Genomic DNA, 25,063 nt, shown 5'->3' on the forward strand with positions numbered 1-25,063 from the left:
CGGTCCACCGTGCTCGGCGCACTCTGGCGGAGCACTGCGACGACCAGAGGAATGCGTCATATGTCGAAAATGCTCACCACCCCGTTCCACCGCACCAGCACCGCCTCGGAGGTGATCGAAGGCGTCGACCTGTCCGGCAGGCGGGCGATCGTCACGGGAGCCAACTCGGGCATCGGCGTCGAGACCGCCCGCGCCCTGGCGGCCCACGGGGCCGAGGTCACTCTCGCCGTCCGCCGCCCGGCAGCGGGCGAGCAGGCCGCGGCCGATCTGCGCAGGACCACCGGGAACGAGGAGATCCATGTCGCCCGCCTGGACGTGGCCGACCTGGAATCGGTGCGGGCGTTCACCGCCGCCTGGCAGGGCCCGCTGCACATCCTGATCAACAACGCCGGCATCATGATGCCCCCGGAACTTGAGCGGGGCACCGCCGGGCACGAGCAGCAGTTCGCAACCAACTACCTGGGGCACTTCGCCCTGGCTCTCGGCCTGCACCGCGCTCTCGCCGACGGCGACGGGGCACGCCTGGTCTCGGTCTCCTCCGCGGGCCATCTCTACTCGCCCGTGGTCTTCGACGACATCGACTTCCGCTTCCGCCCCTACGACCCGCTCGCCGCCTACGGCCAGTCCAAGACCGCCGAGATCCTCCTCGCCGTCGAGGCGCAGCGCCGCTGGTCCGGCGACGGCATCACGGCAAACGCGCTGCACCCCGGCGCCATCGCCACCAACCTGCAGCGCCACACCGGAGGCCTGCGCACCCCCGAGCCGTACCGCAAGACCGTGGAGCAGGGCGCCGCGACCACCGTGTTCCTCGCCGCTTCCCCACTGGTCGAAGGCATCGGCGGCCGCTACTTCGAGGACGTGAACGAGGCCCCGCTCGTCCCGGCCCGGCCCACCGGACCGGGCGTCCCCGGCGTGGCCCCCTACGCACTGGACCCGGCGAACGCCGAGCGCCTGTGGCAGGTGGCGAGCGAGATCGTCCGCTGAAGGGCCGGGGGCGCGGCTCGCCCGCCTTCACCCGAACCGTCATGACCAAAGGAAAGAACATCGCAATGACGACGACGATCAGCAGGGTCGGTTTCATCGGTCTCGGTGACCAGGGCGGGCCCATGGCGGAAGCGATCGGCGAGCGAGGCTTCGCGCTGCACGTGTGGGCGCGGCGCCAGGCATCGCTCTCGGCGGTGGAGAGGGTGCCGCACACCGTGCACGGCACCGTGGCGGAGCTGGGGGCGTCCACCGAGCTGATCGGACTGTGCCTGCGCGACGACGCGGACGTCTGGGATGTGCTGGACGGGCACGGGCTGCTGGCCGCCATCACCCCCGGAACGATCATCGTCAACCACGGTACCGGCGACCCCGCCGAGGCGGTCCGACTCGGCGAGCACGTGGCCCAGGCCGGAGGCGTCTACCTCGACGCACCCGTCAGCGGCGGCAGCCCCGGCGCCCGTGCCCGCACCCTGACCACCTTCGCCGGGGGATCGGAGGACGCCTGCGAAATGGCGCGCCCCGTGTTCGACACGTTCAGTGACACCGTCACGCTGATGGGGCCGGTCGGCGGAGGTCAGCTCGCCAAGCTGTTCAACAACGCGCTGACCATCACCAACATGAAGAACGCCGAGGACGTCCTCGGTCTGGCGGCGCAGGCCGGCCTGGACCTTCCCGCGCTGATCGACGTGATCAACGCCAGCAGCGGTGGCAGCGCCGCGCTGCGCTCCCTCGGCAGCGACCTCACCCCGGAGCTGGCCGAACACGTGCACCTGCTGATGGAGAAGGACATGCACCACTTCGCCGACGCCGTGCGCGCCGGCGGTGGAGGTGACCCCTCCGAGGTGCTCCGGCACGGTCTGGCCGGCGCCGCCGGACTGGTCGGTACCACCCGCATGATCGCCCGTGCCCGGCAGACCGGTGCGCGCGTGGGGGATGCGGCACGGCCCGCGGCCTAACCGGAACCGTGACGGGCAGGGGGAGGGCTCGGCGAGGAGGCCGCTGCCGGGCGGCCCGGCTCAGGGCACCAGGACGACCCGGCCGAACACGGTGCCCGCGTCCATTTCGCGGTGGGCAAGCACCGCCTCGTCCAGCGGCATCATCGCGTGCACGACCGTGCGCAGGGCCCCGCGCGCGGCATCGGCGAACTGGGACGACCGCACGGCCTGCCGTTCGGGGCGGGGCACGGTGTCGGAGCTGAAGGTGGCGAACGACAGCGACTTGCGGAAGGCGTCCGTCAGCCGCGTACCGAAGTCCGCGGGCGGCTGCCCACCGACCACCCCGACAGCCACGTACCGCCCGTTGGAGTTCAAACTGTCCAGGAACAGGGGAAGCCGGGGACCGCCCACGACATCGATCACCACGTCGAAGCCCGACGGCGCGTCCGGGCCGCCCTCGCCGGAGCGGTCGAGGACATGGGTCGCGCCCAGATCCCGCAGGCGGGCACCACGCTCCCACGACGAGGTGGTGACGGCGACCGCGCCGGCACCGCCACCGGCCGCGAGCTGGACCGCCGTGATCCCGATGCTGCCCGCCGCACCGCGCACGAGCAGCGTCTCGCCGGGCGCGAAGCGGGCTCGCTCCAGGGCGAAGTGGGCGACCACGCCGGAGCCGCCGAGAGCCACCGCGTCGGCGCCGGTCAGGCCGCCGGGCAGCGCGAGGACGTCCTCGACCGAGGCGACGGCCTGCTCGGCGTACCCGCCGGACAGACCGGTGAACGCCCACACCCGGCGCCCCTTCCACGAGGCGTCCACGCCCTCTCCCACCGCGGTGACGGTTCCCGCCACCTCACTGCCGAGCAGGTGTCCCTCCCGGAAGCCGTATGCGGCGAGTGTTCCGCGCCGGATCACGGCGTCCACACCGCCCCCGCCGATCGCTTCGGTGGCGATCCGCACCTGTCCCGCGGCAGGGACGGGCACGGGGAGGTCGACGACCTCCAGGCCGTCGGGGCTTCCGAACGTCCTGATGACGACGGCTTTCATCTCTGCTCCTCACGTCGGTGGACACCGCCGTCGGACCGTAACGGACGCCCTTGTCCGGTTGGCTAAAGTGAGAAACCATGACCGACGGTTTGCCTCACACGCTGCGCTCCGACGCCCGCGACAACCGGGCCCGCATCCTGGACGCGGCCCGCGAGGTGTTCGGCGAGGAAGGCCTCGGCGCGCCCATGCGCGAGGTCGCCCGGCAGGCAGGTGTCGGCCCCGCCACGCTGTACCGGCACTTCCCGGCCAAGCGGGAACTGATCGCGGAGACCTTCGCCGAGCAGCGGCGAGCCTGCCACGCCGCCGTCCGCGACGCCCTCACGGACACGGACCCGTGGCGCGGATTCCGGAGCCTGGTCGAGCGCATCTGCGAACTCCACGCGCACAGCCGGGGGTTCGCCGACTCCTTCATGGCGGCCTTCCCCGAGGCGCTGGACTTCGCCGCCGACCGGGAACGGACGCTGCGCGCGGTCGCCGAACTGGCCCGTCGCGCCCAGGAGACCGGCCGGCTCCGTGCCGGCTTCGTCGTCGACGACCTGATCCTCATGCTCATGGCCCACCGGGGCGTCCAGGAGGCGCCGCCTGCCGCCCGTGTCACGGCCTCCCGTCGCTTTGCCGCCTACGTGATCGAGGCGTTCCGTGCCGCGCCCGGGACGGAAGCGCCCGCGCCTCTGCCGCCGGCGCCACGCCTGCAGCTCGCGCACTCGCCCGGCACGTCGTGAGCCGCCACGCAGGTGGACGTGGAGAGCCCGCGTCCGCACGGCGTGGCCGCGGGGTCGGGGGCCGGCATCATGGCCGCGGCGGACCGTCCGGCGTGCGCCGCACGTCGGACGTGGATCTCGAGTGACACGCGGCGGGCGACCGTCACCGCAGCTGCCGGCCCGCGCCGCGGCAACCGCCGGCCGTGGCTCCCGGCAGGTCGGGCTTCACTGTCCCGTGAGCACGCGGAACGCGTGGCCGTCGGGGTCGGCGAGCAGAACCGCGCCGTCCTCGGCGCGGGCGGGATCGAGACGCTTGGCTCCGAGGGAGAGCAGGCGCTCGGTCTCCGCCCGGTGATCGCCGTCAGGCGCGAGGTCGAAGTGCAGGTCCTTGCCGGGGTCCGGCATGAACGGCGGACCGCCCCACGTGATCTTCGTACCGCCGTTCGGTGACTGGACGGCGGTCTCCTCGTCCTGGTCCCAGACCAGCGGCCAGCCCAGCGCCTCGTTCCAGAAGTAGCCCACGGCCCGCGAACCGTCGCAGGCGAGCGCCCCGATGAAACCACAGCCGGCGAAAAAACCGTTGCCGGGTTCGCTGACACAGAACTCGTTGCCCTCGGGGTCGGCGAGCACCACATGCAGGGCGTCCGGTCCCTGGCCGACGTCGACGTGCCGCGCGCCGAGGCCGAGCGCCCGTGCCACGGTCTCCTGCTGGTCCTCCAGTGAGGAACTCGTCAGGTCGAAGTGCAGCCGGTTCCGGCCGACCTTCCGCGTCCGGGCCGGCCGGAACCGCAGACGGTATCCGGCGTCGTTCCCGGACATCAGGGTGACGGCGTAGGAGGAATCGTCGGCCGGCGCCAGGTCCAGGACACCGGACCAGAAGTGCGCGAGACGGTCCGGCTGGTGCGCCTCGAAGGAGAGTGCGTCGAGTCGGCTGGTCATTGCGTCACGCTTCCTCGGTCCGTCGAGCGACAACTGCCGACAGGGCTCCACGTCAAAGCCCTGGGACGAGGATAGGTACATCTCCGCTGCACGGAAGTGCTGCGTTGCGGCCTATTCGCGGCCGCTGTGAACGGGTGGCCGGTGACCGGTGACCACGCACACGCGGGCGGCGCCGGGCACCTGCCTGCGGGCGTCCTTCGGTCAGTCGAGGTCGGGAAGCGGGCGCCGGGCCACCTCGTGGGCGTCGTCCGCCGGGACGCCCAGCATGCGCAGGACCAGCTCGGCGAAACTCACCGCGGCCTCGTCGCCGTCCAGGTCGGGGCGGGCGAACCTCAGCTCCACCAGGGACAGCAGCGTTCCGCCCAGCGCCGACAGCGCGACGGCCGGGTCGACGGCGGTGAAGCGGCCGCAGGACATGCCGCGCTGGAGGTCGCGCATCGCGCGGAAGGCCAGGCCGTTGTCCGAGTGGATGTGGCCGAGGCCGCGGCGGCGCACGATCTGCATCAGCTCCGGGTGGGACACGGTCAGGCGCGCACTGAGCCGGAATCCCGCCGCGACCAGCTCGGCCGGGTCGTCGATTCCCCTCAGGTGCTCGTCGAAGTTCTGGCCGAACTCCTCCAGAGCGTCCACCCAGACCTAGCGAGCCAAATATTGGGAAGCGAGCTGAAATGTCCGCTCCGTACCGAATCGACGTCCACCAGCACCTCGTCCCGCCCGCCTACCGGGAGACGACGGACCGGAACGGCGTGACGGCCGGCGGTCGGCCCACGCCCGCCTGGGACGCGGCGAGTGCGATCGCGGCGACGGACCGCCGCTCGATCGCCACCGGCATCCTCTCGATCAGCTCACCCGGCACCCACTTCGGCGACGACACGCAGGCCCGCGCGGTCGCCCGTGGCGTCATCGAGTACGCGGCGGAGAGGCGGCGTACGCGCTGGACGAACTGCACGCCGACGGTGTGGTCCTGATGTCCCACGTCCGAGAGCGCCAGCTCGGCGACACGGCGTACCAGCCGCTCTGGGCGGAGCTCGACGCCCGCGCCGCCGTGCTCTTCATCCACCCCGACGCGCCGCCGACACCCATGCTGGAGGGCATGCCCAGCCCCTTGCCGGACTTCCCCTTCGTGCCCGAGGAGCCCGGCGCCTTGCTCGACGCCGTGCTGGACGGCTACGAGGATTTCGCGCAGGGGCAGCCGGAGGCGATCAACCACGGCAGTGCGAAGGGCCTCTTCCCCCGTCTCGCCGGAGCCTGACCGGCCGGCACCCACCGGGGCCGCCGGCCGGTCGCCCGGACGATCAGGGGCAGGGTCGACCGGTTCCGTCTCGGCCCCGCGCTCTGACCAGCCCGGAGAAGGCGGTCCCCGCGCTCAGCGGGCCGTGGCGAAGTCCTGGGTCCAGTAGCTGCCGGGCTGTGCCAGACCGACGCCGATCTCCTTGAACGCGCAGTTGAGGATGTTGGCCTTGTGGCCGGGGCTCGCCATCCAGCCCGCCATGACCTGCTCGGGAGAGGCGTAGCCGTAGGCCACGTTCTCGCCGTAGGCGCTCCAGGTGTACCCGGCACTGGTGATCCGGTCTCCCGGGGCGGAGCCGTCGGACCCGGTGTGCGACATGTTCTGGTGACGCGCCATGTCCTCACTGTGCGCCTGCGCGACCTTGGACAGCGTCGTGTTCAGGGTCAGGGCCGAACAACCGACCTTGCCGCGCTCGGCGTTGACGAGTTCCACGACGCGGGCGACGGCCCCGGACGCCGTGGCGGTGGGCTTCGGAGTGCTCGAGGGACTGGGGGCCGTGGACGGGGCCGTGGTGGGCTTCCGGGTGCTGGGCGAGGCGGTGACGCGGGGCTTGGGAGCGGTGGTCCGTGCGGTGTGCGAAGGCGCCGAGGGCTTCCGCTTCGACGCGGCGGCCTTCCGCTTCGGCGCGGTGGTCTTCCCGGCGCCCGCCGACGCGTGAGGGGTCCTGGTGGCACTCGCGGAGGCGGTCGGAGTCTTCGTGGCGGCCGGCACGGCCGAGGAGGGCTCGCCGGCCGGGCCGGCGTTCCAGGGGCGGCCCCAGGTCGCGTCGTTCCACCAGCCCTTCTCGTTCCACGCGCTGTCCGCCGCGCTGTTCGCGGCGGCGACGGACCGGTGTCCACCGCCGCCGGGCCAGTCGGTGCACGCCACGGCGGCGGACGGAATGCCCACGGTGCCCACGGCGACGGCAGCGATGACTATCCGCCGGTAATGCGTGTTCTTGCGATGTTTACCCATGTGTAACCCGCTCCTGAGCTGCGGCGGCGTCCTGCTGCGTCCTGCGGATCGTCATTCTTAGGACGCCTTTACAGAGGGCGCAAAGGGCCCCGCTACTAGGCCGCTTCGTAGGATCTCCCGGCCCTTGCCGTGGGAGTGGGCCACCCGGGCCCGGCTTACGGGGGATCCGCGAGATTCTGTCGGCCCGTCAGAACCCCTGCGCGCGTGCACAACAGATGGAGGCGATTCGCAGGCGCGAAGCCACGGGGCCGGGCGCGATGCATTCGCGTGCCAAGACGGACAAATCCCATATGTCGGCAGAGGGGTTTCTACTATCCGGCACGGCTAGATCGCGGTCGGCTGTGACGGATGTCACGAAATACTTCTCTCCGTACCCGCCACCGGCCGTGGAGCCGGGGCCGCGAGCCGTCCCGGGATCCGCGCTTCAGCAGCACAGTGCCCACGAACTGGGCTGATCGCTGGTAGAGGGTGATCCGGTACTTCTCACAGGGCCGGCCGGGATCGGCGAGAGCCATCTGGCGTGTGCCGGTGGAAAGGCATTGGCAGCAGCGGGGCGCGGGCGGCCGCGTGATCGCACGCGATAAATCCGGCGACGTCGGCGATCGTCCCCGGGATACTGGGCGCCCATGGACGAGGTCGAAGTCGTCGTCGCACATTCCGAGCGCGCGACTCTGCGCGTCGGCGACGTGTTCTTGAAGGTGGACGCCGATCAGGCGCGTATCGACGTCGAGGTCGAGGCGATGTCCCTCGCACCGGTCCCGACCCCCGAGGTCCTGTGGCGCAAGCCGCCCGTGCTCGCGCTCGCCGCGCTCCCGGGAAAGACGCTGGGGAGCCTCGGCGGGCCCTCGACCGGGTCACCGGCGGCGTGGGCCGCCGCGGGCGCCGCCATCCGGAAGCTGCACGACGCACCGCTGCCGCCCCTGCCGGTCCGGGCCGGGCGGAGCGTCGTCGCGCTGACGGCGGAACTCGACGACGAGTGCGAGGCGCTCGTGACGACCGGCGTGCTGCCCGCCGACCTGGTCACCCGCAACCGCCAGGTGGCCGAGGCCGCGCTCCGGCCGTGGACTGCGGCGTTCACCCACGGCGACCTGCAGATCGCCCACGTCTTCGTCGACGGCGACGAGGTCACGGGCATCATCGACTGGTCCGAGGCGGGCGAGGGCGACGCCCTGTACGACCTGGCCACCTTCACGCTCGGACACGAGGAGCACCTCGACGACGTCATCGCCGGCTACGGCACCGACGTCGACCTCGATGTGATCCGCGGGTGGTGGTCGTTGCGAAGCCTGCTGGTGGTCCGCTGGCTGACCGAGCACGGCTTCGACCCCTTCGCGCCGGGCTGCGAGGTCGACGTGCTCAAGTCCCGGATGTGAGGCTGCGCGGGTCCGGCCGGCGTCGTCCCGTCGGTCGGGTCCCCGTGTCAGGGGGCGGCGGTGCCACGGGCCGGTGGGCTCGCCCGGCGCCCCGGGCCGGCCGCGTCCGACGAAACGGGCGGGCCGGATCGGGGCGAGCGGACCGTCAGTCCTCCAGGCGGACCGGCATCAGGATCGAGAAGGTGGTCTCGTCGTCAGGCCGACGGATCGCGATGGGTGCCGTGGGGGTGCCGAACTCGAGAACCAGCCGGTCCCGGGCCCCGGCGACCAACGCGTCCAGCAGGAACCGGCGGTTGACGGCGACACGGTTCGGATCCGCGTCACCGTCCGCGCACAGGGTCACGGTGCCGCCGTCCTCGACCCGGAGCACGCTGAGGTCGCAGGCTCCGTCCTCTCCGCAACGGACCGGACCGGTCTCCAGGGCCTGCCGGAAGGCCGCCACCTCGACGACGCCACGGCGCCCGGCGTCCCGCGGGAGAAGACGACGGTAGTCGGGGAAGTCGTGGTCGAGGCAGTGACCCGCCGCCTGCCTGTCACCCGACTCCAGCGTCACTCGGCCGCCGTCGACGGACAGCCGCACGGGTCCCTCACCGTCCAACAGCGCCCGCATCGCGTCGACGAGCGAGGCGGGCACGATGGACTGCACCCGGCTCCCGTCGTGCCCGGTGGTACGGGCCCGCGCGACAGCCATGCGGTACCGGTCGGTGGCCACGACGTGCAGGCTCCCACCCTCGATGTCGAACAGGACCCCGCCGAGCATCGGCAGTTCAGAGTCAGTGCTCACCGCGAAACGGACCGAGTCCAGCGCGGCCGCCAGCTCGGGTGCGGCGCCGGACAGCTGGACGGTGGCGGTGCGGAGTGAAGCCATGGCGTTCTCCCGGTGATCGAGTAGTGCTCGGAGTGCGGAGAACTCCCTGCGGGCGTCGGACAGTCCGTCTTCGAGGCGGCACAGGTGCGCCCTGAGCAGATTTCGGACCAGATCGGTGTCCGCGCCGGACCAGCCGGCAAGCACCAGCCTGATGTCCGGCAGCGGCATTCCGGCCCGGCGCAAACGGGCCAGCAGCCGTGCCTCCTCGAGCTGCTCGGGTTCGTACCAGCGATACCCGCTCACCGGATCCACCCACGCCGGGACCAGCACACCGGCACGGTCGTAGAACCGCAGAGCGCTCACGCCCAGGCCGCTGTCGCGGGCCAGCTCGCCAATACTGCGCATGTCGTTCTCCACGTCCCGCACTCTGGGCCCTGTACAAGGTCGAGGGTCAACCCGGCCGGGCAGCGGATCTCGCGGCCACGGAAGACCGGTGCTGCCGGACGGCGGTGGGGTGTGCACAAGGGCCGGCGGCTACGCGTGGCGAGGCCGGTCGGTCCGGGTGAAGACGCCGGTGACCGTGTGCCCTGGGACGAGGTGGCGGTCGGTGTGAGGCAGGGGCAACTCCACGAGCCGCCCCTCGTAGAGCATCCACAGACCGAAGCAGTCGTCCTCCTCGTCCTGGACGAGCACCTGCACCGAATACGGGTCGGGCCACGGCAGCGACTCCAGACGGGCGAGCAGCCCGTGCCAGTTCAGCCGCGTGAACTCCACGGCCCAGGCATCGAAGGACCTTCCGCCGATCGACTCGAAGCACTGATGCCACTCCCGACCCTCATCCGGCCGAGTCAGCGGCTCCATGACCTCGTGCGCGTCCTTGGCGATGACGATGACCTGGGCGAATCTACTCATGGGGCCAGTATCTCGGCTGCCGGCGAGGGATGGTGTGGGCAGGTGCTCACCTCTCGTCCGTCAGCGACCGGCGACTGATCGAGACCAAGCGCCCTCACTCTCCGGCCGCCCGCTCTTCATCATCACGTGAGGCGATAACCCGGCGAAGCGGGGTAGCCGCCAGTCACGACAAGGCGGTTGGACGCCCACCCTTCAAGGAGAACCATGTTCGCACTCACGTCCCGTCGTCTTCGCGGCACCGCCCGTCGGGTCTTCGGCTGGCAGCAGCTGCGTCCGGCCCAGATCAGCGCGATGAAGGCCGTGATGAAGGGGCGTGACGTACTCGCCGTCATGCCGACCGGCGCGGGCAAGTCCGCCGTGTACCAGGTGCCCGCGGTCCTGCTCGGCGGTCCGGTCGTGGTCGTCTCGCCGCTGATCGCGCTTCAGCGGGACCAGATGCAAAGCCTCCTCGGATCCGGCGCGCTGCGCGCCGCCGCCATCAACTCCGCTCAGCGCCGAAGCGACAACGAGACGGCGTGGGCCCGGATCAGCGCCTCATCGGTCGACGTGGTCTTCCTCGCCCCCGAGCAACTCGCCAAGGCGGACGTCACCGACCGGCTCGCTGCCGTCCGGCCCCGGCTGCTGGTCGTGGACGAGGCGCACTGCGTCTCGTCCTGGGGGCACGACTTCCGGCCGGACTACCTGCGGCTGCGCCACGCGCGCGAGCGGCTCGGCAACCCGCCGGTGCTCGCCCTGACCGCGAACGCGGCGGCCCCGGTACGCCGGGACATCGCCGAACGGCTCGGCATGAACGACCCGGTGGAGATAGTGGCCGGCTTCGACCGTCCCAACATCCACCTTGACGTGTCGCCCTTTCAGGACGCGGCCGCCAAGGACCGGTTCGTCGTGGAGCGGGCGGCCGTCGAGGAGAAGCCGGGAATCGTGTACGCCGGGACGCGGAAGGCCGCGGACGGCTATGCCGAGCAGCTGAACGACCTCGGACTCTCGGCCGCGAGCTACCATGCGGGCCGGTCCGCCGCCGAACGCGGCCGGACCCAGGACCGGTTCGCCTCAGGTGACCTCGACGTGGTCGTCGCGACCTCGGCGTTCGGGATGGGCATCGACAAGGCGAACGTACGGTTCGTGCTGCACGCGTCCGTCCCCGGCTCGCTCGACGCCTACTACCAGGAGATCGGCCGGGCCGGCCGTGACGGGGCACCGGCCAGGGCGATTCTGGCCTACCGCCCACAGGATCTCGGCCTGCAACGCTTCTTCGCCGCGGGCGCTCCCGACGCCGACGCGCTGCGCCGCGTCGCCGAGCGCTTGCGGGGCGAGGAGGGCGCAGTAAGCGCGACCCGGCTCCGGGCCGACTGCGAACTCGGCGCGACGGCACTGTCCGCCGTGCTGAACCTGCTGGAGGAGGCCGGTGTCGTCCGGACCGGACGAGAGGGCAGCCGCTTCACCGGTACGGCCGATGCCGGCGGCGTCTGCGCGGAGGACGACGTCGACGCCGCTGTGCGGAGCGCCCTCGCCGTCCACGCCACGCACCGCAAACTCGAGCAGTCCCGGGTCGACATGATGCGCGGGTACTGCGAGACGACCGACTGCCGACGGCGGTTCCTCCTCGGATACTTCGGTGAGTCCGTCCCGGTCCCGTGCGGGGCGTGCGGCAACTGCACAGGGCAGGCGGCCGATCCCGCCGGCGGGCCGGGGCGCGAGCGGTTTGGGGATGCCGGACGGCCGAACAAGGCTGCCGCGGGGCGGCGCCGGTGGAGCCGCGCCGGTACGCACACGGGCGCCTCCGCGAGTGCCGTCCGGGTGGCGGAGACGGTCGTACGGCCCGCTGCGGACGACCACGCCTACCTGCCGGGCGTCCGCGTGCGCCACGACCGGTGGGGCCAGGGCGAGGTCATGAGCGAGGGCGACGGCAAGATCACCATCCTGTTCGAGTCGGTCGGCTACCGCACCCTGTCGCTGGCTGTGGTGACGGAGAAGCAGTTGCTCGACACATTGCCCGACTCGCCGCGCTGACGCCCGACCTGTGCGGGGTTTGCGCCGAGGGCCTCCTCACGGACCTCGAATCGACAGGACGGCGTCGCGTCGCGGCACGACGGCGCGGCCGTCAGCGATGATGGGCTGCGGCTACCACGGCGCGGACGTGCCGGGCGCCATGCCCGGTGCGAGGCCTCCCGGGTGTGCTGCACCGGGGACGGGGGGTGAGTCAAGGGAGAGGCGGGAGACGAGGCGGTAGCGGTAGCCTCCGGCACCGCCGAGAGCACCCGGCAGACCGAAGTGGCCACCAAGGCGATGAAGTTCAAGAACGGCACCTACGCCGCGCGCGTCAAGTTCTCCGACGCTCCGGTGTCCGGGCCCGACGGCGACCACCTCGTCCAGACGTTCTTCACCATCAACGACCTGACGGCCCCGATGGCCGACGACTACGCCGAGTACGACTTCGAGTACCTGCCCAACGGCGGCTGGGGCGAGCCGTCGAACATCCTGTACACGACATCGTGGGAGACGTACAACCCCGACCCGTGGCAGGCGGTCAACCAGCACACCGAGTCCCGGCAGAGCTACGCCGGCCGGCACGACCTGCTGCTCACCATCGACAACAGCAGCATCAAGTACTACATCGACGGACAGCTCTTCGGCACGCACGACGCCGCCTACCTGCCCGAGCGGCCCATGTCGATCAACATCAACCAGTGGCTGATCGACCTCGCCGGCCAGACCGGGACCACGCCCCGCGCCTACGACGAACAGGTCGACTGCGTCCTGCACGTCAAGGACCAGGTCCTGACCCCGGCCCAGGTGACTGCCAGGATCAACGCCTACCGCACGGCGGGCACGACGTTCGCGGACACCGTTCCCGGCAGCTAGCCCCTACCGGCACCCCACCCGGCCACGCCGAGAGAGACGGCGCGGTTCTGGGCCGTGCACATTCGCTGGTCGGCAGAGGGCCCGCACGGGATGCTGTGTCCGTGATCGAGCGAGAAGCTGCCGTGCGGGCCGTCGAAGTACAGCTGGAGCGCGACTACCAGCAGTGGCGGGCCGTGAGTGCCGCCGCGACGCGGATGGCTGTGGCCGGTGTCAGGGAGCACGAACTGGTATGGATCGTCTCCTGGCAGTCCGAGGAGTTCGTGCGCCGTGGGAACGCGCAGAAGATGCTCATCGGCAATGGCCCGTACCTGGTCGACCGCGTCGACGGGGGACTGCACCAGACAGGCGTCGTCGCCGCGGTGACCGGAGAGTGGGAGGCCGACTATCGAGCCCGGATACGTGGGCTGCCGGTGCGCACCGCGATGGACGATCTGCACGATGCGCTGTACGGAATCGCCGCTGCCCGCGGACGCCTGCACGCTGTGCGGACACTGCGTCAGAGGGTTCCCGGGTTCACGCCTGCCGAGGGCATCGAGTACGTGGGCGCGCTGCTGGCCGGTGAGGCACCGGCACGCCTCGTGGCCGTCGCCACCAGGGAACTCGTGGAGCCACTCAACCCGGTCTTCGCGGTGAAGACCATTCTGGGTGACGCGGTGACCCGAGCCGGTGAGAAGCCCGGGGGATGACGGATCGGCCGCGGGCCACGCAAATCCAGCCCAGGACCCCGACCGCCTGAAGCCTGCCTCCGCTCCGCGCACCTCAGCCGGCGAGGCCGATGGCCGTCCGCGTGTCTCCCTGGGCCGCGTCGAGGCGCCGGGCGGCCTCCTCGGCCGTGGTGCGGGCGAGGAGCATGACGATGGCGGTCTTGGCGTGGCCGCCCGCCGCTCGCAGGGCTTCCGCGGCGCTGTCGGGGTCGGCGCCGGTGGCCTGGACGACCATCCGGCGGGCGCGGTCGACGAGCTTGTCGTTGCTGGCCTTCACATCGACCATGAGGTTCCCGTAGACCTTGCCCAGGCGGACCATCGACGCGGTCGAGAGCATGTTGCAGACCATCTTCTCGGCGGTGCCGCCCTTGAGGCGGGTCGACCCCGTGAGGATCTCGGGACCCGTGGGGACCTCGATCGGGATGTCGGCGTACCGGCTGATCACGGCATCGCGATTGCAGGCGACCGACACCGTCACGGCGCCCTTGGCGGCAGCGTGCCGCAGGCCGCCGACGACGTACGGCGTGCGCCCGCTCGCGGCGAGCCCGACCACGGTGTCCCGGTCGTTCACACCGATCTCGTCGAGGTCGGTGACCGCCCTCGCGGGCTCGTCCTCGGCTCCCTCGACCGCCACGATGAAGGCGCCGGGGCCGCCCGAGAGCAGGCCCACCACCTGGTCGGGGGAGGTACCGAAGGTGGGCGGGCATTCGACGGCGTCCAGCAGGCCAATCCGGCCGCTGGTCCCGGCGCCTACGTAGATCAGACGCCCGCCCCGTCGCAGGGATTCGGTGATCGCCTCGACGGCGGTGCCGATCTCCTGGAGCGCGTCACGCACCGCGAGGGCGACGGTCTGGTCCTCGGCGTTCATGACGGAGAGCAGTTCGGTGACCGGCATGCGGTCCAGATCGGCGGTGCGCTCGTTGCGGGTCTCGGTACCGAGTGTGCCGAGTGTGCTGAGGTCCACGGCGCGGTCGTCCTTTCAGGGGTGGTGCTCAAGCTGGTGCTGGTGCTGGGTGGGGGAGGGCGGTGGTCAGTCGCCGGACGGTGTCTGGCGCGGCGGCTGCCGGCGCCTACGGCGCTGGACGGCGCCGTAGGTCTCCTTGAGGGCCACGGTCGTGGCGTCGAAGGAACGCTGGGCGACGCCCACGAACAGGCAGTCGATGACCGCGAGCTGGGCGATGCGGCTGACGGTCGCCCCGGAACGGAAGGGGGTCTCCCGGGCACAGGTCGTCAGCACGAGGTCCGCGTTCGCCGCGAGGGTGGAACGCGGGACGTTGGTGAGGGCGATCGTGGTGGCGCCGCGTTCGGCGGCGGCCTGGAGGGGCTCGACGGTGTCCTCGGTCTCCCCGGAGTGGGAGATGGCGACGGCGACGTCGCCCGGCCCGAGGAGGGCGGCCGCGGTGAGGGCCGCGTGCCGGTCGGTCCAGATGAACGCGATATGGCCGATGCGGTGCAGCTTCTGGTGGAGGTCCTGGCCGACGAACGCGCTGGCACCCACGCCGAAGATGTCGATACGACGTGCTCCCGCCACGGCGTCCACCGCGCGGCCGAGCACCTCGATGTCCAGTTCCGCTCCGGAGTCCTCCAGCGCGCGCACCTCGTTGTAGATGATCTTTCCGACGATGTCGCCCAGGGTGTCGGTGGCGCTGATGTCGGTGCCGGGTGCCGGGCGCTCACCGCCCACGGCGTGCTCATGGGCGGCGGCCGCCGCCAGCGCCAGACGCAGCTGGGGGTAGTTGCCGATCCCTATGGCACGGCAGAAGCGCATCACCGTGGCCACCGAGGTCTCGGCCTGCTTGCCGAGGGCGCTGATGGAGAGCTCCGACGCCTGCGCGGGGTCGGCCAGGACGGCTTCCGCCACCCGCCGCTCCGACGGCGCCAGGGAGGGCAGGGCCGCGCGGATCCGCGCCAGGGTCGCGGCAGGCGAGCTGTCCTCTGCGGGCTGGGCGGTTCTGACGGGTTCCTGGCGGGCCATGGGCCATTCCCTCCTGAGTGGGTGGCGCCACAGTAACCAGGGCGTACGCGGTGCGTCAAAAATTTACCTCCTCAATTGCTTGAAGTTACTTATTGACATACGGATGTCGACCTTCCGATACTCGCTGCACCGCGATCCGCGCCGGTCATCCAGCCCCCCCGGCTGGCCCGTGACCGTTCGACGCGACGGATCCGTGACGACACGAAGGTGTGCCTGATGACAGCAGCAGTGGCGGTGGACCTGGGCAAAACCGGCTGCCGTGCCGCGCTGTGGGACGACGGCACCGGTTCCGCCCCGGACGTCCACGAGGTGCCTGGGGCTCCCGGGCTCGCCGCCGACCACGGGGTGGAGCTGGCCCGTGCCGCCGTGTGTGCCGCCGTTCTTCCGCTTCTGAAGGGGCGGCCGCGGCTCCGGCCGGCGTCGGTCTGCGTCGGCGCCGCGGGAGCGGCCGCCGCTCCGGAGGCCGCCCGGGACCTGGCCGGTCTGCTCCTCGAGGATCTGTCCGCCGACGAAGTGGCCGTCACGAGCGACGCCGTCACCGCTCACGCCGGCGCCCTCGGCGGGCGTACCGGTGTGGTGCTGGCGATCGGCACCGGCTCCGTCGCCGTCGGTATCGGCGCGGACGGCTCGTACGCCCGCGTGGACGGCTGGGGTCCCTGGCTCGGCGACGAGGGCAGCGGCGCCTGGATCGGCGCCGCCGGACTGCGCGCGGCACTGCGCGCCCACGACGGCCGCGGGCCGGACACCGCGCTGCTGGCCGCCGCCGAGGCACGCTTCGGTGACCCCGACCGGCTGCCCTCGGCCCTCGGACGGGACCGAAACCCCGCACGTACCGCCGCGGCCTTCGCCCCGGACGTGGCCCGCGCCGCCGCCGCGGGTGACGCGGCGGCCTCGGCCGTCATCCGGGGCGCCGCCACGGCACTCGGCGAGGCCGTGCTCGCCGCCGCTCACCGGGTCGGCGGCGACGACGTCCTCCCCGTCACGATCACCGGTGGACTCACCGGCCTCGGCGAACCGCTCCTCGGTCCGCTCCGGTCGGCGCTCGCCGGTTCTGCGCGCCCCCTGGAAATGAGGCCCCCGCTCGGGGACCCGCTGGACGGCGCACGCCTGCTGGCACTGGACGCGTCCGCGCCGCACGAACCCCACGTCGCCCGCGTACGGCGGACGACGTCCCACCCCCCTGTCCCCTCCGCGCCGGTGACTCCGCCGGCCGATGTTTAGGAGTGAGCGTGCGCCAACTCGACCTCGTGGTGATCGTCGTCTACTTGGTGGCGATCGCCTGGATCGGACTGCGCCTGGCCGGTCGTCAGAAGACCGCGAAGGACTACTTCGTCGGTGAAGGCCACATGCCGTGGTGGACCGTCTCGTTCTCCGTGGTGGCCACCGAGACCAGCGTGCTCACCGTCATCAGCGTGCCCGGCGGGGCGTACAGCGGACAGGGCTTCGGCAACGTCGAACTGGCGCTCGGCTACGTGATCGGACGCGTCGTCGTGGCCACCGTGCTGATACCCCTGTACAAGCGGGGCGGCTTCGTCAGCGCCTACCAGTACCTGGGCAGCAGATTCGGGCTCAGACTGCAGGGCCTGGCCTCGGTGACGTTCGTCTTCACCCGCCTCCTCGCCGAGGGCGTCCGGCTCTTCGCCTCCGCGATCCCGATCAAGCTGCTGCTCGACGAGTTCGGTGTGCACGCCGGTTACCGCGTCATCATCATCGTGCTCACGGTGATCACCGTGATCTACACCTACCTCGGCGGTATCAAGGCGGTCATCTGGACCGACGCCATCCAGATGGCCCTGTACCTGGGCGGTGCGATCCTCGCCATCGCGGTGCTCTCCGGCCACGTGGGCGGCGGCGGCTTCTCCAGCGCCCTGCACTCGGGCCACTTCAAGCTCTTCGACACCAACTTCGACCTCGCGCACGTCCTCACCAGCCCCTTCGCCCTGCCGACGGCGATCATCGGCGGTGCGATCTTCGCGATGGCCAGCCACGGTTCCGACCAGCTGATCGTCCAGCGCGTCCTGGCCACCCGCTCGCTGCGCGACGGCCAGAAGGCCATGATCGCCTCCGGTGTCTTCGTCACCCTCCAGTTCGCCGCCTTCTCCCTGGTCGGCGCCCTGCTGTGGTCGTACAACAACGGCAAGGACTTCAAGGCGCTGGGCCTGGCCAGTTCGGACAACCTCTACCCGAACTTCATCCTGCACGGCCTGCCCGTGGTGATCTCGGGCCTGCTCGTGGCCGGCATCCTCGGCGCCGCGATGGGCTCGCTGTCCTCGGCGCTGAACTCCATGTCCAACTCGACGGTCGCCGACATCATCCACAGCTTCTTCCGCACCACGCCCTCCGAGGAGTCGCTGCTGAAGCTCGCCCGGGTGATGACCCTGGTGTGGGCGGTCCTGATGGCGATCTTCGCCTGCGCCTTCAGCACCAGCACCGGCAACGTCTATCTCACCGGCCTGACCATCGCGGGCTACACCTACGGCGCCCTGCTCGGAGCGTTCCTGCTCGGCAGACTCGTCCGGCGGGCCAACGAGATCGACTCCGTCGTGGCCTTCCTGGTGACGATCGGCGTCATGACCTACATCGTGCGCGGTGTGAAGATCGACGTGACCGTGGCCGGTGCCACCGTGCCGACCGCGATCGCCGCCCAGTGGCTGGTACCGATCGGCGTGGTGATCACGCTCGTCGTCGGTGGCGTGATGAGCTTGTTCCACCGCGCTCCCGAGCCGGCCGAACTCCCCGCCGCCGACGGCGAGTCGGGCCCCGAGCGGCTCGCGGTCGCCGCCGGCCAGGAGTGACGGCACGTCCACCCCACCCGGTGCGGGGCCGTCACCGCGGCCCCGCACCCGCCCCGTTCCGACCTTCCCAGGGAGAATCCATGCCGCAGCAGCCGACCCCGCCCGCGCGGCGGACTGCGCACCGGGAGGCACCGTGCGTGTGATCGGCCTGATGTCGGGCACCTCGTACGACGCCATCGAGGCCGCCGCCGCGGATCTCACCCTGGACGGCGACACCCTGCTGCTGCGACCTCTCGGACACCTCTCCGCCCCCTACCCGGACGACCTGCGGGCCCTGATCGCGGCCACGCTGCCGCCGGCCACCACGACCATGCGGTCCGTCTGCGCGCTGGACACCGCTGTCGGCCAGGCGTTCGCGGCCGCCGCCGGCCGCGCCCTGCGCGAACTCTGCGACGGCACCGCCGACCTCGTCGTCTCGCACGGCCAGACCATGTACCACTGGGTCGAGGACGGCAGCGTCCGCGGCACGCTCCAGCTCGGCCAGCCCGCCTGGATCGCCGAGTCCACCGGCCTGCCGGTCGTCTCCGACCTGCGCAGCAGGGACGTCGCCGCGGGCGGTCAGGGAGCTCCGCTGGTCGGCATGACCGACACCCTGCTGCTGCGCGGCCTCCCCGGTACGCCGGCCGCGCTCAACCTCGGCGGCATCGCCAACGTCACCGTCCTCGCGCCGGGCGCCGAGCCGCTCGCCTTCGACACCGGCCCCGCGAACGCCCTGCTGGACGCGGCGGTACGGCACTTCACCGACGGGGCCGCCGACTACGACGAGGACGGTCGCAGGGCCGCCGCCGGCCGGACCGGGCCGGAGCTCCTGCGTGTTCTGCTGGACGACCCCTACTACCGCAGGCCCGCCCCGAAGAGCACCGGCAAGGAGCACTTCCACCTGCCGTATCTCCTGCGGGCGCTGGAGACCGTACCCACACCCGATCCCGACGACGTACTGGCCACCCTGACCCGGCTCACCGCCGTCACCGTGGCCGACGCCTGCCGTGCCCACGGAGTGACCGAACTCGTCGTCTCCGGCGGCGGCGCCCGCAACCCCGTGCTGATGCGCATGATCGCCGAAGAACTTCCCGGCGTCACCCTGCGCGCCAGCGACGAACTGGGCCTGCCGTCCGACGCCAAGGAGGCGCTGGCCTTCGCGGTACTGGGCTTCCTCACGCTCCACGGCCTGCCGGGCGCACTGCCGTCGGGCACCGGGGCGCGCCGGGCCACGCTGCTCGGCAGTGTCACCCCGGGCCTGGCACCGTTGCGTCTGCCCGAACCGGTGTCGCGGCCACCGCGCCTGATGCGGATCACCGGATCCGCCGCCTGTGCCGCAGTCTCCGCGGCCTCCACCCCGTCCGCCCGCTGACACCGCACCCGCTGACACCGCAGGAGCGAGGACCAGGACCCATGAGCGCCACCGCCGTCACACCCCCTGCCGCCGACAGGTCCGCGGACCTGGCCGAACTCCTGGCCGCGTGCGTCAGCGACCCGGCCCGCGTGAGCACCGAGGTACCGCGCCGGGTCGCCGCGGCCCACGACGCGTCGCCGTACCTGTTCACACCGCAGGCAGTCGTGCGCGCCGCGTCCGCCGCCGAGGTCGGCGCCCTGATGGCGGGGGCCCGCAGGGCAGGACTGCCGCTGACGCTGCGCTCGGGCGGCACCAGCCTGGCGGGGCAGGCGGGTGGCGACGGCATCCTCGTGGACGTCCGCAGCCACTGGCGCTCCGCGACGGTCCTCGACGACGGGCTGCGGATCCGCCTGCAACCAGGACTGACGGTACGTCAGGCCAACGCGCGGCTGACCCGGTACGGGCGCCGGCTCGGCCCCGACCCGGCGAGCGAGTCCGCCTGCACCATCGGGGGCCTGGTCGCCAACAACTCCAGCGGCATGAACTGCGGCACCCAGGACAACGCCTACCGGACGATGGAGTCGATCCAGTTCGTCCTGCCCTCCGGCACCGTGGTCGACACCGCGGCCCCGGACGCGGACCAGGCGCTGCGCGCCCGCGAACCGGAACTCCACGCCGGGCTGCTCCGGCTGCGCGACCGGATCCGCGACTCCGCCGCCTCACGGGCCACCGTCGAGCGGCTGTTCGCGATGAAGAACACCATGGGCTACGGCCTCAACTCCTTCCTGGACCACAGCGATCCGGCCGACATGCTCGCCCATCTGATGATCGGCAGCGAGGGCACCCTCGGCTTCGTCGGCGAGGCCGTCTTCCGCACCGTCCCGCTCCTGCCGCACACGGCGACCGGGCTGCTGGTGCTGCCCGGCCTCGCCGAGGCCACCGACGCGCTGCCCGCACTGCTGGCCGCAGGCGCCCGGACCGCCGAACTCCTCGACGCCGCCTCGCTGCGGGTGGCGCAGCAGGCACCCGACCCGGTGGACGAGGTGCGCGGGCTGCGTGTCGAGCGGCACGCCGCCCTCCTGGTCGAGTTCGCCGAGGACAACGCCGAGGCGCTGGCGGCACGGGTCGCCGCGGCCCGACCGGTCCTGGACCGCCTGCCCGCGGTCACCGGTACCTCACTGGTGCGCGACCCGCGCGTCCGGGCCCGGCTCTGGCATCTGCGCAAGGGCCTCTACACGGCTGTCGCCGGGGCCCGCCGTCCCGGGACGACCGCGCTGCTGGAGGACATCGCGGTACCGATGGAACGCCTGACCCGTACCTGCGAGGGTCTCATCGGTCTCTTCGACCGGCACGGCTACCAGGACGCGGTGATCTTCGGCCACGCCCGCGACGGCAACCTGCACTTCATGCTGACCCAGGACTTCGACTCCGTCCAGGAGACCGAGCGCTACGCCCGGTTCACCGACGCCATGGTCGACCTCGTCCTGGACGCGGGCGGAACGCTCAAGGCCGAGCACGGCACCGGCCGGGCCATGGCCCCCTTCGTCCGCCGCCAGTACGGCGACGAACTGTACGGCGTCATGCGGGAGTTGAAGCAGCTGTGCGACCCGCACGGCGTACTCAGCCCGGGCGTGCTCCTGGCGGACGACCCGGCCGCACACCTGCACAGCCTCAAGAGCGTCCCCGAGGTCGACCCCGCCGTCGACGCATGCGTGGAATGCGGCTACTGCGAGCCCGTCTGCCCCACCGCCGACGCCACCACGACACCCCGGCAGCGCATCGCCCTGCAGCGCGAGATCGCCCTGGCCACCGCCGCCGGTGACGACGAACGCCGCCGGGCACTGGAAGCCGACTACACCTACGCGGCCGTCGACAGCTGTGCCGCCGACAGCCTGTGCGTCACCGCCTGCCCGGTCACGATCGACACCGGCGCCGTCATGAAGCGACTGCGCGCCGACCGGCACAGCGCCACCGCGCAGCGCGCCGGGAACGCGACGGCCCGGCACTGGGGAACCGCGGTCAAGGGCGTACGGGCGGCGCTCAACACCGCGCACGTGCTGCCCGCTCCCGCCCTGCGCGCCGCCACCGGCGCGGTACGCCGGCTCGGCACGGGGGAGCTGGTGCCCGCGTGGGCCGACGACATCCCGCGTGGCGGTCCGGCCCGCCCCGCGCCCCGGCGGCCCGCCGAGCCGCAGGCGGTGTTCTTCGCCGCCTGCATCGGCAGCGTCTTCGCCCCCGAGGGCACCACCGGCGGTGTGTCCGCCGCGTTCCTGCGCCTGTGTGAACGCGCCGGCGTCCAGGTCACCGTGCCAGGCGAACTGGCCGGGCTGTGCTGCGGCACGCCCTGGCAGTCCAAGGGTTACACCGACGGGCACCGCACCATGGCGGCCCGCACGCTGGAGGCGCTGTGGCAGGCCAGCGACCACGGCCGGCTGCCGGTGGTGTGCGACGCCTCCTCCTGTACGCACGGCCTGGAACAGCTGCCGGACAGCCTCCCGGAGCCCGACCGGGTCCGATTCGCCGCCCTGCGCTTCGTCGACAGCGTCGTCTTCGCCGCCGAGCACCTGCTGCCCGCCCTGCCCGAGCCCCGCCGTATGAGCAGCCTCGCCCTGCACCCCACCTGCTCCACCGTCCACCTGGGCATCGACGGCGCCCTGCGTTCCGTGGCCGCTGCCGTGAGCGACGACGTCACCGTGCCCGACAACTGGGGCTGCTGCGCCTTCGCCGGGGACCGCGGCCTGCTGCACCCGGAGATCACCGCGAGGGCCACCGCCGCCCAGGCCGCCGAGATAAAGGCCGGCACGTACGACGCGTACGCCTCCTGCAACCGCACCTGCGAGATGGGGATGACCCGCGCCACAGGTCACCCCTACCGGCATGTGCTCGAACTGCTGGACGAGGCGACCGCCTGAGGCGGTCCTGCCCGGGCACCGCGCTCCAGGGGCTGGGCGTCAGTCGTCGTCGGCCGCTTCCGCCAGATCCGCGGCCTCCTGGACGGGAGGCGGCGGCGGGAACAGGCGGTCCTCCAGTATGGGCAGCCCGAACAGGAGGAGCAGCGGAACCAGTGGGGCGAGCAGAGCAATCAAGATCACGACGCCTCCCCGAAAGCTGGCGGTCATGGCCTTTCCTTGGCCGCGTGCCGGCCATGTCCATCGTGCGGCCGAACGGGGTACGCCGCACCTCGGGACGGAGTCAGGCGAGTCAGGCCACGCCACGTGCCGTGTGGGGTGACGGCCACCACGCCGCGTTCGGCACCGGCGTGGCCGGCCGTCCGGTGAGCCGGGGGACGACGTCGGTGACCACGGAGACCTCATCGCGTTCGATCGCCTGGTACCACGAGATCCAGGTCTCGATCTGTTCGCCGCTCATGCCGCGCCGCCAGCGCCGGGCGAAGGCTTCCTCGAAGGTCTCCGACTCGAAGCGGTACGGCCGACCGGTGGCGGCGGCGATCCGTGCCACGCATTCGTCGAGGGTCAGCGCCTCGGGTCCGGTGATCTCCAGGATCGCGCCGTCGTACTCGGAACGAGGACCGTCGTCGAGCGCGACGGCGGTGATCACGTCGGCGATGTCCTCGTGGGTGACGAACGCGGCGCGTCCGGTGCGCGCGGGGCCGCTCACGACGAACTCCTCGTCGGCGAGGGCGGCCGGTGTCGACGTGTAGATGCCCGCCCGCAGCACGGTGTGGCGGATCCCGGCGCCGGCCAGGAACTGTTCGGTTGTCCACTGGTCCCGCGCGTTGGTGTAGGTGGCGATGGGCGAGGCGCCGACCAGGGACACGTACAGGACCCGGTCGACGCCGACCGCGGCCGCTGCCTCGACCGCCATGGCGTGCTCCTCAAGACGACGCCCCGTGCGGTGTCCGGAGACCAGGACGAGGGTCGACGCTCCCACCAGGGCCGTGCGCATGGCGGCGGCATCGCCGTAGGCGGCCGGACCCCGTCGCTGCGCACCCGGCAGGTCGGGCATCCGGTCCGGCCTGCGCCCTACGAGCAGCAGGGGAACGCCACGACCGGCGAGGCGGGGCGCGATCCGGCCACCCAGCGCCCCGGTCACTCCGGTGACCGCCACGGTGGCGTGCTTCTTCTCCGGCATGGGGTTTTCCCTCGTCCGGGGCCGGCGTCGGTCGGGACGGTCGCGCTGACGATCACGTCTGGCACGCCTGGCGGGGGAGTGACACCCTGTCTCCTCCGGCCGTGCGACGGCCCGCTGGCCCACCACTACGAGAATGCCCCGGGCCGCCCTGAGCCGCGAGGCGGCCGGTTCGCAAGAGGCGGACGACCTGGTCGTCTCCGTCCGCAGCCTGCTCTTCGGCCAGCAATGCCCGGACTTCCACAGCACCAGAAACGAAGCTCGCTGACACCTGACACCTGACTCATGGCATGGGCGTACTCGCCTGCTGCGTCGAGTGCGACGTCGAAGTCCCTGACGTCCCGCTCCTCCTGCTGCCGCCAGTCGCCGCCGTTGACCCAGTAGCAATCCCCGCCTCCGGAACGAGCACCGTGACGGCGATCGCGACCATGGCGTCACCGAACGCGACCACCCGGGCAGGGTCACGCTCGTCACCGAAGGGCGCCCAGCCTTCCGGTTGTGCCAGGGGGGGCGGGCGTGATTCGGATGCCCCGCTGGCTTCATCATCCGCTGATCAGGCGTCAGAGACGAAACGTCCTAGTCGTGATCGGTGGCGAGGGCGACGTGCCGTCAGGCGCCCATCTCCTTGCGGAAGGTGTCCAGCTTGTCGTCGAAGGCGGGCAGGGTGTCGGTGCCGAGCGGGAGGCGCAGGGGCGGTTCGGGGGTGGCGGCCAGTTCGACGATGGCGCGCGCGGCCTTGGCCGGGTCGCCGGGCTGGGCGTGGTTCAGGCTCGCGGCGGTCGTACGCATCGCCCCGGCGGTGGGCGCGTAGTCGTCGATCGTGTCAGGGCCGGTGTGCAGGCTGGCGGGGTCGAGGAAGTCGGTCCGGAAGAAGCCCGGTTCGACGAGTGTCACGTGGATGCCGAGGGGGGCCAGTTCGGTGTGGAGGGTCTCGGTGAAGCCTTCGACGGCGAACTTCGTGGAGGCGTAGATGCCCCAGCCGGGCGCGGTGGCGAAGCCCACGATGGAGCTGATGTTGATCACGTGGCCGGCGCGCTGGCGGCGCAGTACCGGCAGCGCGGCGCGCTGGACGGCGAGCGGGCCGAACACGTTGGTCTCGTAGACCGCGCGGACCGCGGCGTCGTCGGACTCCTCGACGGCGGCGAGCAGTCCGGTGCCGGCGTCGTTGACCAGGACGTCGATCCGGCCGAACCGGTCGACCGCCGCGTCGACGGCCGCCTGGATGCTCTGCGGGTCGGTCACGTCCAGCGCCATGGTGAGCAGCGCGTCGTCGACGGACGGGAAGTCGACGGCCGGGAACCGCTCGCGGACGGTTTCGGCGCTCCTGGCGGTCGCGACCACCTGGTGGCCCGCGGGGGCCCGCG

The 25,063-nt window shown here is 72.0% G+C and carries 23 protein-coding genes and 3 pseudogenes; 15 read left to right on the top strand and 11 right to left on the bottom strand.

Annotated elements, in window-relative coordinates:
- Window positions 1-60: 60 nt before the first annotated feature.
- Both ACZ4O3_RS07110 and ACZ4O3_RS07115 read left to right on the top strand, forming a co-directional pair.
- Entirely contained in the window at window positions 61-984 is a 924-nt protein-coding gene (locus ACZ4O3_RS07110) for an SDR family NAD(P)-dependent oxidoreductase (protein ID WP_467721493.1), read from the top strand.
- A 65-nt stretch (window positions 985-1,049) separates the two neighbouring features.
- Entirely contained in the window at window positions 1,050-1,940 is an 891-nt protein-coding gene (locus ACZ4O3_RS07115; protein WP_467721494.1) for an NAD(P)-dependent oxidoreductase, read from the top strand.
- A gap of 60 nt (window positions 1,941-2,000) precedes the next feature.
- Here the strand turns inward: ACZ4O3_RS07115 and ACZ4O3_RS07120 are convergent, their stop codons facing one another.
- The gene (locus ACZ4O3_RS07120) at window positions 2,001-2,963 is read right to left on the bottom strand and encodes a zinc-binding dehydrogenase (protein WP_467721495.1); all 963 of its coding nucleotides are present in this window, start codon (window positions 2,961-2,963) and stop codon (window positions 2,001-2,003) included.
- Between the two features lie 77 nt (window positions 2,964-3,040).
- Here ACZ4O3_RS07120 and ACZ4O3_RS07125 point away from each other — a divergent pair, with 77 nt between their 5' ends.
- Window positions 3,041-3,685 carry a TetR/AcrR family transcriptional regulator gene (locus ACZ4O3_RS07125; protein WP_467721496.1) on the top strand — a complete coding sequence of 215 codons (645 nt, stop codon included), beginning with the start codon at window positions 3,041-3,043 and terminating at the stop codon, window positions 3,683-3,685.
- 204 nt (window positions 3,686-3,889) lie between these two features.
- Here ACZ4O3_RS07125 and ACZ4O3_RS07130 read toward each other — a convergent pair whose 3' ends face one another.
- Together ACZ4O3_RS07130 and ACZ4O3_RS07135 are read right to left on the bottom strand one after the other, a co-directional pair.
- Complete coding sequence (locus tag ACZ4O3_RS07130) at window positions 3,890-4,603, bottom strand: VOC family protein (RefSeq protein WP_467721497.1); 714 nt, start codon at window positions 4,601-4,603, stop codon at window positions 3,890-3,892.
- A gap of 201 nt (window positions 4,604-4,804) precedes the next feature.
- Window positions 4,805-5,233 (bottom strand): annotated as a pseudogene (locus tag ACZ4O3_RS07135) (TetR/AcrR family transcriptional regulator); the annotation flags it as partial.
- A 38-nt stretch (window positions 5,234-5,271) separates the two neighbouring features.
- Here ACZ4O3_RS07135 and ACZ4O3_RS07140 point away from each other — a divergent pair.
- Both ACZ4O3_RS07140 and ACZ4O3_RS07145 read left to right on the top strand, forming a co-directional pair.
- Window positions 5,272-5,571: a hypothetical protein gene (locus tag ACZ4O3_RS07140; protein ID WP_467721498.1), complete on the top strand. Its 300-nt coding sequence runs from the start codon at window positions 5,272-5,274 to the stop codon at window positions 5,569-5,571.
- Window positions 5,571-5,855, top strand: coding sequence for a hypothetical protein (locus tag ACZ4O3_RS07145; protein WP_467721499.1), 285 nt, complete (start codon window positions 5,571-5,573; stop codon window positions 5,853-5,855). The genes ACZ4O3_RS07140 and ACZ4O3_RS07145 overlap by 1 nt, the downstream gene beginning before the upstream one ends.
- Before the next feature lie 114 nt (window positions 5,856-5,969).
- On the opposite strand, the gene ACZ4O3_RS07150 is transcribed toward ACZ4O3_RS07145, so the two are convergent.
- Window positions 5,970-6,326, bottom strand: a complete 357-nt coding sequence (locus ACZ4O3_RS07150) for a CAP domain-containing protein (protein ID WP_362726652.1) — start codon at window positions 6,324-6,326, stop codon at window positions 5,970-5,972.
- Between ACZ4O3_RS07150 and ACZ4O3_RS07155 the strand changes: the two genes are divergently transcribed.
- The 3 genes from ACZ4O3_RS07155 (at window position 6,313) to ACZ4O3_RS07165 (ending at window position 8,221) form a co-directional block, all read left to right on the top strand.
- On the top strand, window positions 6,313-6,552 hold the full coding sequence (locus ACZ4O3_RS07155; protein ID WP_467721500.1) for a hypothetical protein: 240 nt from the start codon (window positions 6,313-6,315) through the stop codon (window positions 6,550-6,552). The two genes, ACZ4O3_RS07150 and ACZ4O3_RS07155, sit on opposite strands and share 14 nt — an antisense overlap.
- A 9-nt stretch (window positions 6,553-6,561) precedes the next feature.
- Complete coding sequence (locus ACZ4O3_RS07160; RefSeq protein ID WP_467721501.1) at window positions 6,562-6,822, top strand: hypothetical protein; 261 nt, start codon at window positions 6,562-6,564, stop codon at window positions 6,820-6,822.
- Window positions 6,823-7,474: 652 nt separating this feature from the next.
- Window positions 7,475-8,221, top strand: a complete 747-nt coding sequence (locus tag ACZ4O3_RS07165) for a phosphotransferase (protein WP_362726643.1) — start codon at window positions 7,475-7,477, stop codon at window positions 8,219-8,221.
- Window positions 8,222-8,366: 145 nt separating this feature from the next.
- Here the strand turns inward: ACZ4O3_RS07165 and ACZ4O3_RS07170 are convergent, their stop codons facing one another.
- Entirely contained in the window at window positions 8,367-9,434 is a 1,068-nt protein-coding gene (locus ACZ4O3_RS07170; protein WP_467721502.1) for a DNA polymerase III subunit beta family protein, read from the bottom strand.
- Window positions 9,435-9,563: 129 nt separating this feature from the next.
- Window positions 9,564-9,941, bottom strand: coding sequence for a hypothetical protein (locus ACZ4O3_RS07175; protein WP_467721503.1), 378 nt, complete (start codon window positions 9,939-9,941; stop codon window positions 9,564-9,566).
- A gap of 204 nt (window positions 9,942-10,145) precedes the next feature.
- Between ACZ4O3_RS07175 and ACZ4O3_RS07180 the strand changes: the two genes are divergently transcribed.
- From ACZ4O3_RS07180 to ACZ4O3_RS07190, 3 genes and pseudogenes are all read left to right on the top strand, one after another.
- Window positions 10,146-11,951, top strand: a complete 1,806-nt coding sequence (locus ACZ4O3_RS07180) for a RecQ family ATP-dependent DNA helicase (protein WP_467721504.1) — start codon at window positions 10,146-10,148, stop codon at window positions 11,949-11,951.
- Between the two features lie 228 nt (window positions 11,952-12,179).
- Window positions 12,180-12,803: pseudogene (locus tag ACZ4O3_RS07185) on the top strand (glycoside hydrolase family 16 protein); the annotation flags it as partial.
- A 101-nt stretch (window positions 12,804-12,904) separates the two neighbouring features.
- Window positions 12,905-13,489, top strand: a complete 585-nt coding sequence (locus ACZ4O3_RS07190) for a YrhB domain-containing protein (protein WP_467721505.1) — start codon at window positions 12,905-12,907, stop codon at window positions 13,487-13,489.
- Between the two features lie 73 nt (window positions 13,490-13,562).
- Here the strand turns inward: ACZ4O3_RS07190 and murQ are convergent, their stop codons facing one another.
- Window positions 13,563-14,471 (bottom strand): N-acetylmuramic acid 6-phosphate etherase, encoded by a 909-nt coding sequence (gene murQ / locus ACZ4O3_RS07195; protein WP_467721506.1) that lies wholly within the window; start codon window positions 14,469-14,471, stop codon window positions 13,563-13,565.
- A gap of 66 nt (window positions 14,472-14,537) precedes the next feature.
- Entirely contained in the window at window positions 14,538-15,482 is a 945-nt protein-coding gene (locus ACZ4O3_RS07200; protein WP_384990276.1) for a MurR/RpiR family transcriptional regulator, read from the bottom strand.
- A gap of 216 nt (window positions 15,483-15,698) precedes the next feature.
- On the opposite strand from ACZ4O3_RS07200, the gene ACZ4O3_RS07205 reads away from it, so the two are divergent.
- From ACZ4O3_RS07205 to ACZ4O3_RS07220, 4 genes are all read left to right on the top strand, one after another.
- Window positions 15,699-16,703, top strand: a complete 1,005-nt coding sequence (locus ACZ4O3_RS07205) for an N-acetylglucosamine kinase (RefSeq protein ID WP_467721507.1) — start codon at window positions 15,699-15,701, stop codon at window positions 16,701-16,703.
- A gap of 8 nt (window positions 16,704-16,711) precedes the next feature.
- Window positions 16,712-18,277, top strand: a complete 1,566-nt coding sequence (locus ACZ4O3_RS07210) for a sodium:solute symporter (RefSeq protein WP_467721508.1) — start codon at window positions 16,712-16,714, stop codon at window positions 18,275-18,277.
- A gap of 133 nt (window positions 18,278-18,410) precedes the next feature.
- Window positions 18,411-19,628, top strand: coding sequence for an anhydro-N-acetylmuramic acid kinase (locus ACZ4O3_RS07215; RefSeq protein WP_467721509.1), 1,218 nt, complete (start codon window positions 18,411-18,413; stop codon window positions 19,626-19,628).
- Between the two features lie 41 nt (window positions 19,629-19,669).
- Complete coding sequence (locus ACZ4O3_RS07220; RefSeq protein ID WP_467721510.1) at window positions 19,670-22,522, top strand: FAD-binding and (Fe-S)-binding domain-containing protein; 2,853 nt, start codon at window positions 19,670-19,672, stop codon at window positions 22,520-22,522.
- Between the two features lie 39 nt (window positions 22,523-22,561).
- On the opposite strand, the gene ACZ4O3_RS07225 is transcribed toward ACZ4O3_RS07220, so the two are convergent.
- The 3 genes and pseudogenes from ACZ4O3_RS07225 to ACZ4O3_RS07235 form a co-directional block, all read right to left on the bottom strand.
- A complete protein-coding gene (locus ACZ4O3_RS07225) occupies window positions 22,562-22,729 on the bottom strand; it encodes a hypothetical protein (protein ID WP_362731004.1) in 168 nt (55 codons plus the stop codon).
- Window positions 22,730-22,811: 82 nt separating this feature from the next.
- Window positions 22,812-23,702, bottom strand: a complete 891-nt coding sequence (locus ACZ4O3_RS07230; protein WP_362731006.1) for an NAD(P)H-binding protein — start codon at window positions 23,700-23,702, stop codon at window positions 22,812-22,814.
- Window positions 23,703-24,308: 606 nt separating this feature from the next.
- A pseudogene (locus tag ACZ4O3_RS07235) lies at window positions 24,309-25,046 on the bottom strand (SDR family NAD(P)-dependent oxidoreductase); the annotation flags it as partial.
- Window positions 25,047-25,063: the final 17 nt, after the last annotated feature.

The sequence above is a fragment of the Streptomyces sp. NPDC026515 genome, from assembly GCF_055567595.1.